The organism is Curtobacterium sp. P97 (genome assembly GCF_023712445.1).
Taxonomy (GTDB): domain Bacteria; phylum Actinomycetota; class Actinomycetes; order Actinomycetales; family Microbacteriaceae; genus Curtobacterium.
This window is the reverse complement of record NZ_JAMAYF010000001.1, coordinates 1-12,775: the sequence shown is the minus strand read 5'-3', so window position 1 is coordinate 12,775 and position 12,775 is coordinate 1. Positions and strand designations below refer to the sequence as shown.

The window sequence follows — 12,775 nt, the reverse complement described above, 5'->3', positions numbered from 1 at the left end:
CCGTCCGCGCAACGGTGTCCGGGTGGTATCCCAACTGGTCCTAGACTGCCTCCATGCCTGACATCGACGTGAAGCCGCGCAGCCGGGTCGTCACCGACGGGATCGAAGCGACCACCTCGCGTGGCATGCTCCGCGCCGTCGGCATGGGCGACGCCGACTGGGACAAGCCGCAGATCGGGATCGCCTCGTCCTGGAACGAGATCACCCCCTGCAACCTCTCGCTCGACCGCCTCGCCCAGGGCGCGAAGGAGGGCGTGCACTCCGGCGGCGGGTACCCGCTGCAGTTCGGCACCATCTCCGTCTCCGACGGCATCTCGATGGGCCACGAGGGCATGCACTTCTCGCTCGTCTCCCGCGAGGTCATCGCCGACAGCGTCGAGACGGTCGTCAACGCCGAGCGCCTCGACGGCACCGTGCTGCTCGCCGGCTGCGACAAGTCGCTCCCCGGCATGCTCATGGCCGCCGCGCGCCTGGACCTCGCGAGCGTCTTCCTCTACGCGGGTTCGGTCATGCCGGGCTACGTGAAGCAGGCCGACGGCTCCTTCAAGGAGGTCACGATCATCGACTCCTTCGAGGGCGTCGGTGCGTGCAAGGCCGGCACCATGACCGAGGCCGAGCTCAAGGAGATCGAGTGCGCGATCGTCCCGGGCGAGGGCGCCTGCGGCGGGATGTACACCGCGAACACGATGGCGAGCGTGGCCGAGGCCCTCGGCATGTCGCTGCCCGGGTCCGCGGCCCCGCCGAGCGCCGACCGTCGCCGTGACTACTACGCCCACCGCTCCGGCGAGGCGGTCGTCAACATGCTGCGCCTCGGGCTCACCGCCCGCCAGATCCTGACGAAGGAGGCGTTCGAGAACGCCATCGCCGTCGCGATGGCGCTGGGAGGCTCGACCAACGTCGTGCTGCACCTGCTCGCGATCGCGCACGAGGCCGAGGTCGAGCTGAGCCTCGACGACTTCAACCGCATCGGCTCGAAGGTGCCGCACCTGGCGGACATGAAGCCGTTCGGCAAGTACGTCATGGTCGACGTCGACCGCAACGGCGGCATCCCGGTGATCATGAAGGCGCTGCTCGAGGCCGGTCTGCTGCACGGCGACGTCATGACCGTCACCGGCAAGACCCTCGCCGAGAACCTGGCCGAGATCGACCCGCCGGAGCTCGACGGCGAGGTCTTCCGGAAGCTCGACAACCCGATCCACACCACCGGTGGCCTGACGATCCTCAAGGGCTCGTTCGCGCCCGAGGGTGCCGTCGTGAAGACCGCCGGCTTCGACGCCGCCGTGTTCGAGGGCCCGGCGCGGGTGTTCGACCGCGAGCGCGCCGCCATGGACGCCCTGACCGAGGGACGGATCCAGAAGGGCGACGTGGTGGTCATCCGCTACGAGGGCCCGAAGGGCGGCCCCGGCATGCGCGAGATGCTCGCCATCACCGCTGCCATCAAGGGCGCGGGCCTGGGCAAGGATGTACTACTGTTGACGGACGGACGATTCTCAGGCGGCACAACCGGCCTGTGCATCGGCCACATCGCACCGGAAGCCGTGGACGCAGGTCCAGTGGCATTCGTGCGCGATGGCGACCGCATCCGTGTCGACATCGCGGCTCGCTCGCTCGACCTACTGGTCGACGACGCCGAGCTGGAGGCCCGCCGAGAAGGCTGGGCCCCGCTGCCCCCGCGCTACACCCGCGGAGTCCTCGCGAAGTTCGCGAAGCTCGTCCAGTCCGCCGCCAAGGGCGCGGTCACGGGCTAGCGTCGACACGTTCGAACCGCCATCCCTCCAGGCAAGGACCACCTCATGCCCACGGAAGCCACTCCGCTGTCCGCGGCCGCCGGTACGCGGCGGTCGCCCGAGATCCTGACCGGCTCGGGAGCCGTCCTGCGGACGCTCGAGCACCTCGGGATCACCGACGTCTTCGGCCTGCCCGGCGGCGCGATCATCCCGTTCTACGACGAGCTCATGGCGTCGACGACCATCCGCCACGTCCTCGTGCGCCACGAGCAGGGTGCCGGCCACGCCGCCGAGGGGTACGCCTCCTCGTCCGGCAAGGTCGGTGTCGCCATCGCGACGTCCGGTCCCGGTGCGACGAACCTCGTCACGGCGATCGCCGACGCCTACATGGACTCGGTGCCGTTCATCGCGATCACCGGGCAGGTGTTCTCGACCCTGATGGGCACCGACGCCTTCCAGGAGGCCGACATCGTCGGCATCACGATGCCGATCACGAAGCACTCGTTCCTCGTGACCGACCCGGCCGACGTGCCGGCGACGCTGGCGGCGGCCCACCAGATCGCCACGACGGGTCGTCCGGGCCCGGTGCTCGTCGACATCACGAAGGACGCCCAGCAGAAGTCGGCGCCGTACGTCTGGCCGCCGAGGATCGACCTGCCCGGCTACCGTCCGGTCACGAAGGCGCACGGCAAGCAGATCACGGCCGCGGCCCAGCTGCTGGCCGAGGCCGAGCGTCCGGTGCTGTACGTCGGCGGCGGCGTCGTCCGCTCCGGTGCGTCGGCCGAGCTCCTGCGCTTCGCCGAGGCCACCGGTGCGCCGGTCGTCACGACCCTCATGGCCCGTGGCGCCTTCCCGGACTCGCACCAGCAGCACCTCGGCATGCCGGGCATGCACGGCACGGTGCCCGCGGTGCTCGGTCTGCAGGAGAGCGACCTCATCGTCGCCCTCGGTGCGCGCTTCGACGACCGTGTGACGGGCAAGGCGGACGAGTTCGCGCCGCACGCCAAGGTCGTGCACGTCGACATCGACCCCGCGGAGATCTCGAAGATCCGCTTCGCCGACGTGCCGATCGTCGGGGACGCCCGCGAGGTCCTCGTCGACCTCCTCGACGCGTGGGACGACGTCTCCGCCGACCGGGCGGACACGAGCGCCTGGTGGGCGAAGCTCGACCAGCTCCGGCAGGACTTCCCGCTCGGGTACGCGGAGCCGACCGACGGGCTGCTCGCGCCGCAGGCGATCATCAAGCGCATCGGTGAGCTCACCGGCCCCGAGGGCGTGTTCGCCTCCGGGGTCGGGCAGCACCAGATGTGGTCCGCGCAGTTCATCCGGTACGAGCGGCCGAACGCCTGGCTGAACTCGGGTGGCGCCGGCACCATGGGCTACTCGGTCCCCGCGGCGATGGGCGCGAAGGTCGCCCAGCCGGACCGCGTGGTCTGGGCGATCGACGGCGACGGGTGCTTCCAGATGACGAACCAGGAGCTCGCGACCTGCGTCATCAACGACATCCCGATCAAGGTCGCGGTCATCAACAACTCCTCGCTCGGCATGGTGCGGCAGTGGCAGACGCTGTTCTACGACGGGCGACACTCCTTCACCGACCTGCAGACCGGTCACGGCACGCGCCGCGTCCCGGACTTCGTGAAGCTCGCCGACGCCTACGGTGCCCTCGGCATCCGCGTCGAGAAGGCGGACGAGGTCGACGCCGCCATCCAGCTCGCCCTCGAGACGAACGACCGCCCCGTGGTGATCGACTTCGTGGTCAGCCGCGACTCGATGGTCTGGCCCATGGTCCCGCAGGGGGTCAGCAACTCGTCCATCGAGTACGCCCAGGCCCTCGCCCCGACCTGGGACGACGAGGACGCCGACATGACGGGAGAAACCGCATGAGCCACGTCCTCTCCCTCCTCGTCGAGGACAAGCCGGGTCTGCTGACGCGCGTCGCGGGGCTGTTCGCCCGGCGCGGCTTCAACATCGAGTCGCTCGCCGTGGGCGGCACCGAGGTCGAGGGCCTGTCCCGGATCACGGTCGTCGTCGACGTCGAGGACCTGCCGCTGGAGCAGGTGACGAAGCAGCTCAACAAGCTCGTCAACGTCATCAAGATCGTCGAGCTCGACTTCTCGCAGTCGGTGCAGCGCGAGCACATGCTCGTGAAGGTCCGCGTCGACAACCAGACCCGCTCGGCCGTGCTCGAGGCCGTGAACCTCTTCCGCGCGCAGGTCGTCGACGTGGCGACCGACTCGCTCATCGTCGAGGTGACCGGCGACCCGGGCAAGATCCAGGCGATCCTCCGCGTCCTCGAGCCCTACGGCGTCAAGGAACTCGCCCGCGCCGGTCTGCTCGGCATGGGCCGTGGGCCGAAGAGCATCACCGACCGCGTGCGCTGAGCACACCCCGCTTCCGGGCGGGAGGCGCGGGGCGGTCCCGCCACGCGCCTCCCGTCCGCACACCACAAGCCACCAGAACCAAGGAGACACACCCTCGTGACTGACATCGTGTACGACGCCGACGCCGACCTGACGCTCATCCAGGGCAAGAAGGTCGCCGTCATCGGCTACGGCTCGCAGGGCCACGCCCACGCGCTCAACCTCCGTGACTCCGGCGTCGAGGTCGTCATCGGCCTCAAGGAGGGCTCGAAGAGCCGCGACAAGGCGACCGAGGCGGGCTTCGAGGTCCTCACCCCGGCCGAGGCGACGAAGAACGCCGACGTCGTCGTGATCCTCGCGCCGGACCAGGTGCAGCGCATCGTCTACGCCGAGGACATCGAGCCGAACCTGAAGGACGGCGCGACGCTCGTCTTCGGCCACGGCTTCAACATCCGCTACGGCTACATCGAGGCCCCCGAGGGCGTCGACGTCGCGCTCGTCGCGCCGAAGGGCCCGGGGCACACCGTCCGTCGCGAGTACGAGGCCGGCCGCGGCGTGCCCGTGATCGTCGCGGTCGAGGTCGACGCCTCCGGCAGCGCCTGGGACCTCGCCTGGTCGTACGCCAAGGCCATCGGCGGCCTGCGTTCCGGCGGCATCAAGACGACCTTCACCGAGGAGACCGAGACCGACCTGTTCGGTGAGCAGGCCGTCCTCTGCGGTGGCACGTCGCAGCTCATCCAGTACGGCTTCGAGACCCTGGTCGAGGCGGGCTACCAGCCGCAGATCGCCTACTTCGAGGTCCTGCACGAGCTCAAGCTCATCGTCGACCTCATCTGGGAGGGCGGCCTCACCAAGCAGCGCTGGTCGATCTCCGACACCGCCGAGTTCGGTGACTACGTCTCCGGCCCCCGCGTGATCTCGCCCGAGGTCAAGGAGAACATGAAGGCCGTGCTCTCCGACATCCAGGACGGCACCTTCGCCAAGCGCTTCATCGAGGACCAGGACGCCGGCGCGCCGGAGTTCAAGGAGCTCCGCGCGAAGGGCGAGGGCCACCCGATCGAGGCCACCGGCCGCGAGCTCCGCGCGCTGTTCGCGTGGAAGTCGAACGACGCCGACTACGTGGACGGCTCGGCCGCGCGGTAGTCTGCGGTCGACCACCCGACTCCCGAGGCGGCGGTGCGTTCGCACCGCCGCCTCGCGACGTGACCCGAACGACATGCACCTGTACCCCTCCAGCTCCAGCGCCAGCACCTGGCGCCCCCGTGGCGTCCCCGTACCCGGGCGCTCCGCTTCCGTGACCCGTCCTGCAGTGCTGCCGATGCCGCTCCGCGGCGTCGCGAGGAGTGGTCACGACCGGGTCCTCCGACGTGGGAGGATCATCGGATGGCGGTGACGAAGCGAGCGGTCCACATCGGCGCCGGCAAGATCGGGCGCGGGTTCGTGGGTCAGTTCCTGGTCGCGAGCGGTTACGAGCTCACCTTCGTCGACGTGGACGACCGCGTGGTCTCCGCGCTCAACGACGCCGGCCGCTTCGTGGTCCACGAGGTCGGCGAGCAGCCCGTCGAACACCTCGTGTACGGCTTCCGTGCACTCAGCAGCAAGACCGACCGTGAGCGCGTCGTCCAGGCGATCGCCGAGGCCGACGTCGTCACGACCGCCGTCGGTGCACGCACGCTGCCGCTCGTCGCCCCCGTCATCGCCGAGGGCCTCGCGGCACGGGCGCCCGAGCGCGGCGACGTCACGGTCGTGGCCTGCGAGAACGCCTTCAACGCGACGGACTCGCTGCACGCCAGCATCCGACGCGCCCCGATCCTCGAGGACCGTCACGTCGCGGCGGTCTTCGCGAACTGCGCGATCGACCGCATCGTCCCGGACCAGTCCGGGGTGCTCGGACAGTCCGGTGGTCTCGACGTCGTGCTCGAGCCGTTCTACGAGTGGGTCATCGAGCGCACCCCCTTCGCTCCGTCCGACGCCGAGCCGCCGCAGATCGACGGCGTCACCTGGGTCGACGACCTGCAGCCGTTCGTCGAGCGGAAGCTCTACACGGTGAACACCGCCCACGCGACCGCGGCGTACCACGGCTTCGTCCGCGGGATCCGACTCATCCGCGAGGCCCTCGAGGACCGCGAGGTCCGCGCCGAGGTCGACGGGGTCCTCGCCGAGACGACCGCGCTGCTGGTCGCCAAGCACGGGTTCGACCCGGCCGAGCACGCCCGCTACGTCGCTGCGAACCTCACCCGCATCGCGAACCCGCTCCTGCCGGACACCACGGCGCGTGTGGGGCGCAACCCGCTGCGGAAGCTCGGACGACGTGAGCGCTTCATCGGCCCGGCGTCGCAGCTGGCCGAACGCGGGCTCCCGGTCGAGCACCTGCTCGGAGCGGTCCGGGTCGCCCTGGCGTTCGACGACGAGAACGACCCCGAGTCGATCGAGCTGCACGCCCTGCTCCGCTCCGGCGCGACGGCGCACGCACTCACCGAGATCCTGACCGGGCTCGTGGAGAGCCACCCGCTGTTCCCCGCGGTGCGCGACGTCGTCGCCGGGGTCCTCGCGACCCAGCCCGCCGACGTCTGAGCGGTCCCTCGTGGTGTCCGCCGTCGCGGGTCCCTCGTAGAATCGTCCCCATGACCACGGCAGCATCCCCGCCCGACGGCTCGGTCGACCACGACGACGACGCCCTCAGCTGGGGCGACGCGGACGACGCGACCCACGTCGACGCGGCCCACAACCCGGTCACGGTGAAGGGCCACGGCGGACGCGACCCGGAGCGCCCGGAGACCTCCGGCGCCCTGGTCGGCTTCGGGGTCTTCGGCGGGCTCTACCTGCTCTACACGGTGGCGTGGCTGCTCACCGCCTCGACCGCGTACGTCGCGAACGTCGACACGCTGCTGACCGTCTTCGTCGAGGTCCTCCGCTTCCTGTCGATCGTCGCGCCCGCGCTGTGGTTCACCGTGGTGCTCTGGGCCGGTCGTGGTCGTCGGACCCGCACGCGGCTGCTGTGGATGCTGCTCGGAGCCGCCGTGCTCTTCCCCTGGCCGTTCCTCATGACCAGGAGCTTCGGGTGACCGCCACGACACCGGCAGCCCGCCGGACCTCGTCCCCGCTCGTCGGCCGCATCGTCGTCTGGGTGGTCTTCGGCGCGCTGTTCGCCTACATGACCGTCCAGAGTGTCGGGAACCTCGTCACCGTCTCGCAGTCGGTTCGCGCGTTCAACACGTTCCTCGAGACGACCTCCGGTGGTTCGTCGCTGCAGCGCAGCACCCCCTGGGGCTGGCTCGTCCTCGACATCGCGATCGCGCCCGTCGCGTTCGTGGTCGCCCTCTGGACGACGCGCCGGGCTCGGCTGTCGGTGACGGTCGGTGTCTTCGTCGTCGCGTTCGCGGCGGCGGGCGCGCTCTGGCTCGACCTCCAGCTGTTCGTGCCGCGCCTGCTCGACTTCTGACGCACGTCGCGACCGTCCCACGGACGGGAGGCACGGTGCCCGCTGGCTCCGCGCCTCCGGACCGGCGCGTGGTTCCGTCGGGGACCGACGGTGCGGTCGTAACCGGGTCCCCGCGTCGATACGATGGTGGGATACCGCCCGTCTCGTGTGAGGAACTGCAGCTGTGCCGAAGCCGGTCGTCCTGATCGCCGAAGAACTCTCGCCCGCCACCGTCGACGCCCTCGGGCCCGACTTCGAGATCCGGAACGTGGACGGTACCGACCGTGCCGCGCTCCTGTCCTCCCTCGCCGACGCGCACGCCGTGCTGGTGCGGTCCGCCACGAAGATCGACGCCGAGGCCATCGCCGCGGCGCCGCAGCTCAAGGTGGTCGCCCGCGCGGGCGTCGGCCTGGACAACGTCGACATCAAGGCGGCGACCACCGCCGGCGTGATGGTCGTCAACGCGCCGACGTCGAACATCATCTCGGCCGCCGAGCTCACGGTCGGCCACATCCTGTCGCTCGCGCGCCACATCCCCGCGGCCCACGCGTCGCTCGCCGCCGGCGCGTGGAAGCGTTCGTCGTACACGGGCGTCGAGCTCTACGAGAAGACCGTCGGCATCATCGGCCTCGGCCGCATCGGCGCGCTCATCACGCAGCGCCTGCAGGCGTTCGGCGTCTCGGTCATCGCGTACGACCCCTACGTCACGACGGCCAGGGCCCAGCAGCTCGGGGTCGAGCTGGTGTCGCTCGAGGACCTCCTCCGTCGTGCGGACTTCACCACGATCCACATGCCGAAGACGCCGGAGACGGTGGGCATGATCTCGGACGAGCAGTTCGCGCTCATGAAGCCGACCGCGTTCGTCGTGAACGTCGCCCGCGGCGGCCTGATCGACGAGGACGCCCTGCACCGGGCGCTCACGTCCGGGGAGATCGCCGGCGCCGGCCTCGACGTCTTCGTGTCCGAGCCGCCGAAGGACTCGCCGCTGCTCGCGCTGCCGAACGTCGTCGTCACGCCGCACCTCGGCGCCTCGACGGACGAGGCCCAGGAGAAGGCCGGCGTCTCCGTCGCGAAGTCCGTGCGCCTCGCGCTCGGCGGCGAACTCGTGCCGGACGCGGTCAACGTCGCCGGCGGCGTCATCGACCCGTACGTCCGCCCGGGGATCCCGCTCATGGAGAAGCTCGGTCAGGTCTTCACCGGCCTGGCCACCTCGCCGGTGACGAGCATCGACGTCGAGGTGCACGGCGAGCTCGCGCAGTACGACGTCAGCGTGCTGAAGCTCGCAGCCCTCAAGGGCGTCTTCACCGACGTCGTCAGCGACCAGGTCTCGTACGTCAACGCCCCGCTCATCGCGGAGCAGCGCGGCGTGAGCGTCCGGCTCATCACCGACGCCGACAGCCCGGAGTACCGCAACGTCCTCACCATCCGCGGTGCCCAGTCCGACGGGCCCGCGATCAGCGTGTCCGGCACGCTGACCGGTGCCAAGCAGGTCGAGAAGCTCGTGGAGATCAACGGCCACGACGTCGAGGTCGCCCTCGACGCGCACCACGTCGTGATGGTCTACACCGACCGCCCCGGCATCGTCGCGGTCTACGGCAAGGAGTTCGGCGACGCCGGCATCAACATCGCCGCGATGCAGATCTCGCGCGAGGCCGCCGGCGGGCAGGCGCTGAGCGTCCTGACGGTCGACTCGCCGGTGCCCGCGGAGATCCTCGAGCACGTGCGCTCCACCATCGACGCGACCTCGCTCCGCGAGATCGACATCACGCTGTAGGGGTCCGGGACATGGCACAGACGCTCAAGCTGGCGGTCGTCCGCGGCGACGGCATCGGGCCCGAGGTGGTGGACGAAGCGCTGAAGGTCCTGCACGCGGTGGTGCCGGACGACCTCGACGTGCAGGAGACCGCCTTCTCGCTCGGTGCCGCCCGGTACCTCGAGACGGGCGACATCCTCACCGAGGACGACATGTCCGCCATCGCCGAGCACGACGCGATCCTGCTCGGCGCCGTCGGCGGTGACCCGCGCGACCCGCGACTCGCGGGCGGGATCATCGAGCGTGGACTCCTGCTGAAGCTGCGCTTCGCGTTCGACCACTACGTCAACCTCCGCCCCACGACGGTGTACTCCTCGGTCGCGAGCCCGCTCGCCGACCCGGGTGCGGTCGACTTCGTCGTCGTGCGCGAGGGCACCGAGGGCCCGTACGTCGGCAACGGCGGCGCGATCCGCGTCGGCACGCCGCACGAGATCGCCACCGAGGTGTCCCTCAACACGGCACACGGTGTCGAGCGCGTCGTCCGGTACGCCTTCGACCTCGCCTCCCGCCGCCCGCGGAAGCACCTGACCCTCGTGCACAAGAGCAACGTGCTCGTGCACGCGGGTTCCCTCTGGCAGCGGACGGTCGCGGCGGTCGCCGAGGAGCACCCGGACGTGACCGTCGACTACCAGCACGTCGACGCGGTGACGATCCACATGGTCCGCGAGCCCGGGCGGTTCGACGTCATCGTCACCGACAACCTGTTCGGGGACATCATCACCGACCTGGCCGGCGCGATCAGCGGCGGCATCGGTCTGGCGGCCTCGGGGAACATCAACCCGGACGGCACCTTCCCCAGCATGTTCGAGCCGGTCCACGGTTCCGCGCCGGACATCGCAGGCCAGCAGGTCGCCGACCCGACCGCCGCCGTCCTGTCCGTCGCCCTGCTGCTCGACCACCTCGGTCGTGCAGACCTGGCGGCGGCCGTGACACAGGCGGTCGAGGCCGACCTCGCGAGCCGGGGCACCACGCCGCGCAGCACGGCCGAGGTCGGCGACGCCATCGCCGCCGCGGTCGCAGCACGCACCACCACCGCCTGACAGGAGTCACCCCGATGAGCAGCACCGACACCGAGACCGACGGCGACTTCGCCCTCGAGTTCGCGAACACGCCGTCGCCCGAGCGTCGGGCCGCGGCCGAGCGCGAGGAGATCCTCGCCGACCCGGGCTTCGGCAAGTACTTCACCGACCACATGGCCACCGTCGCGTGGTCGCTCGAAGCCGGCTGGCACAGCGCATCGATCCACCCGTACGGACCGCTGACCCTCGACCCCAGCGCCAGCGTGTTCCACTACGCGCAGGAGATCTTCGAGGGCATGAAGGCCTATCGCCACGCGGACGGGTCGGTGTGGTCCTTCCGGCCGGACGCGAACGCGCGCCGCTTCCAGCGCTCGGCCCGTCGGCTCGCGCTCCCGGAGCTGCCGCTCGAGGTCTTCGTCGAGTCGGTCCGGCAGCTCGTCCGCGCCGACGTGGACTGGGTGCCGTCGGCGCCGGAGACCAGCCTGTACCTGCGTCCGTTCATGATCGCGACCGAGTCCTTCCTCGGGGTCCGTGCCGCGCAGGAGGTCGCGTACCACTGCATCGCCAGCCCGGCCGGGGCGTACTTCACGTCCGGACCGAAGCCCGTGAGCATCTGGCTGTCGACGAAGTACGCCCGTGCCGCACGTGGCGGGACCGGGGCTGCGAAGACCGGCGGGAACTACGCCGCGTCCCTGCTCCCGCAGCAGGAGGCCTACGAGCAGGGCTGCCAGCAGGTGATGTTCCTCGACTCGGAGGAGGGCAGGTACCTCGAGGAGCTCGGCGGCATGAACGTCGTGCTCGTGCGGTCGGACGGCACGCTCGTCACGCCGGACTCGGAGTCGATCCTCGAGGGCATCACCCGCGACTCGATCCTGCAGCTCGCCGAGGACCGCGGGCTCCGGGTGGAGCGTCGTCGGGTGACGCTCGACGAGTGGCGGGACGGGGTGGCCGACGGCTCGATCACCGAGGCGTTCGCCTGCGGGACGGCCGCGGTGGTCACGCCGATCGCGGAGCTCCGCGGCGAGGGCTTCACGATCGGGTCGCCCACCGTCGGTGCCGGCGAGCTGACGATGTCGCTCCGCCAGGAGCTGACCGACATCCAGTACGGCCGTCGTCCCGACCCCCACGGGTGGATGACGCGCCTGGCGGACCCGGCCTGAGCCGCGGATCGGTAGGGTCGAACAGTGAAGATCGCACGGTTCAGCAGCACGGGTGAAGACCCGCGGTACGGCATCCTCGACGAGCGTGACCTGGTCGTCCTTGCGGGGGACCCGATGTACCAGGGGTTCGAGACGACGGGGGAGCGGGTGCCGCTCGCCGACGCCAAGCTCCTCGCACCGGTGATCCCTCGGTCGAAGGTGATCGGCGTCGGCCTGAACTACGCCGAGCACGCGTCGGAGATGGACGAGCGTTCGGGCGACGACCCCGTGGTCTTCCTCAAGCCGAACACCGCGGTCATCGGTCCGGACGACCCCATCCGTCTGCCGGCCGAGGTCGGCCGTGTCGACCACGAGGGCGAGCTCGCCATCGTGATCGGCTCGCTCGCCAAGAACGTCCGGCGCGAGGACTTCGCGAGCGTCGTGCTCGGGTACACGATCGCGAACGACGTGACTGCGCGCGACCTGCAGGCCCGTGACGGACAGTGGACGCGAGCCAAGGGCTTCGACACCTTCTGTCCGCTCGGTCCGGTCATCGAGACCGAGATCGACCCGTCGGACATCCGACTCGAGACCCGCGTGGACGGCGAGCTGCGCCAGGCGGCGTCGACCAGCGAGATGGTGCACGACATCCCGTCCCTGGTCGAGTTCGTGTCGTCGATCTGGACCCTCCTGCCCGGCGACGTCATACTCACCGGTACCCCGGCCGGGGTCGGGGCCATCCGCGACGGCGAGGTGGTGGAGGTCCTCATCGAGGGGATCGGTTCGCTGAAGAACCCGGTCATCGCTCGCCACTGAGCGCTCGCGACACCCGAACGGCCCGTTCCCACAGGGGAGCGGGCCGTTCGCCGTACCGGGGCCACGAGGTGCCGACGGTGCGACACGCCCGGGATGTGGGTGGTGTTGGTGGTGTGGTCGGGCCGTGCGTAGAGTAATCACTCGTTGCCGCTGAGGCGGAGAACGGAACGGCCGAGACGGTCACCGGGTTCACCTGGGGATCTTGTCCGCCACGGTTCTTCCCCGGCAACGAACTTCCAGCCCCTCTGATGAGGTACCACTGTGGTGGTGCTGAGTGGGGGGTGCGTCTGGTCCTTGAGAACTCAACAGCGTGCACATTGTCAATGCCAATTATTTTGACCCCGTGCGATTGCAGCTTTGGTTGTGGTCGTCGGAGACAATTCCTTTTGGATTGAAGATTGTCAGTAGACAGTCAACAGTCAGAATCAACTCGGTTCGGCGCTTTCGGGTGTCGGATCTGTAATTTTTTACGGAGAG

General features: G+C 70.0%; 11 protein-coding genes. All 11 read left to right on the top strand.

Going from position 1 to position 12,775, the window contains the following annotated elements; genetic code table 11:
- Positions 1-53: 53 nt before the first annotated feature.
- The 11 genes from ilvD (at position 54) to M3677_RS00005 (ending at position 12,298) form a co-directional block, all read left to right on the top strand.
- The gene (ilvD, locus tag M3677_RS00055; protein ID WP_066654925.1) at positions 54-1,748 is read left to right on the top strand and encodes a dihydroxy-acid dehydratase; all 1,695 of its coding nucleotides are present in this window, start codon (positions 54-56) and stop codon (positions 1,746-1,748) included.
- A 45-nt stretch (positions 1,749-1,793) separates the two neighbouring features.
- Positions 1,794-3,614 (top strand): acetolactate synthase large subunit, encoded by a 1,821-nt coding sequence (locus M3677_RS00050; RefSeq protein WP_251159487.1) that lies wholly within the window; start codon positions 1,794-1,796, stop codon positions 3,612-3,614.
- Complete coding sequence (gene ilvN, locus M3677_RS00045; RefSeq protein WP_066654921.1) at positions 3,611-4,111, top strand: acetolactate synthase small subunit; 501 nt, start codon at positions 3,611-3,613, stop codon at positions 4,109-4,111. The genes M3677_RS00050 and ilvN overlap by 4 nt, the downstream gene beginning before the upstream one ends.
- Before the next feature lie 96 nt (positions 4,112-4,207).
- Complete coding sequence (gene ilvC / locus M3677_RS00040) at positions 4,208-5,233, top strand: ketol-acid reductoisomerase (RefSeq protein WP_111226977.1); 1,026 nt, start codon at positions 4,208-4,210, stop codon at positions 5,231-5,233.
- Positions 5,234-5,473: 240 nt separating this feature from the next.
- Positions 5,474-6,664 (top strand): mannitol-1-phosphate 5-dehydrogenase, encoded by a 1,191-nt coding sequence (locus tag M3677_RS00035; RefSeq protein ID WP_066654917.1) that lies wholly within the window; start codon positions 5,474-5,476, stop codon positions 6,662-6,664.
- 50 nt (positions 6,665-6,714) lie between these two features.
- Positions 6,715-7,155 carry a hypothetical protein gene (locus M3677_RS00030; RefSeq protein WP_066654915.1) on the top strand — a complete coding sequence of 147 codons (441 nt, stop codon included), beginning with the start codon at positions 6,715-6,717 and terminating at the stop codon, positions 7,153-7,155.
- Complete coding sequence (locus M3677_RS00025) at positions 7,152-7,532, top strand: hypothetical protein (protein ID WP_066654913.1); 381 nt, start codon at positions 7,152-7,154, stop codon at positions 7,530-7,532. The genes M3677_RS00030 and M3677_RS00025 overlap by 4 nt, the downstream gene beginning before the upstream one ends.
- 163 nt (positions 7,533-7,695) lie before the next feature.
- A complete protein-coding gene (gene serA, locus M3677_RS00020; RefSeq protein ID WP_251155579.1) occupies positions 7,696-9,285 on the top strand; it encodes a phosphoglycerate dehydrogenase in 1,590 nt (529 codons plus the stop codon).
- 11 nt (positions 9,286-9,296) lie between these two features.
- A complete protein-coding gene (locus M3677_RS00015) occupies positions 9,297-10,364 on the top strand; it encodes a 3-isopropylmalate dehydrogenase (protein WP_251155580.1) in 1,068 nt (355 codons plus the stop codon).
- Between the two features lie 14 nt (positions 10,365-10,378).
- Positions 10,379-11,503 carry a branched-chain amino acid aminotransferase gene (locus M3677_RS00010; protein ID WP_251159486.1) on the top strand — a complete coding sequence of 375 codons (1,125 nt, stop codon included), beginning with the start codon at positions 10,379-10,381 and terminating at the stop codon, positions 11,501-11,503.
- 24 nt (positions 11,504-11,527) lie between these two features.
- The gene (locus M3677_RS00005; RefSeq protein WP_066654901.1) at positions 11,528-12,298 is read left to right on the top strand and encodes a fumarylacetoacetate hydrolase family protein; all 771 of its coding nucleotides are present in this window, start codon (positions 11,528-11,530) and stop codon (positions 12,296-12,298) included.
- The last annotated feature ends 477 nt before the right edge of the window (positions 12,299-12,775 follow it).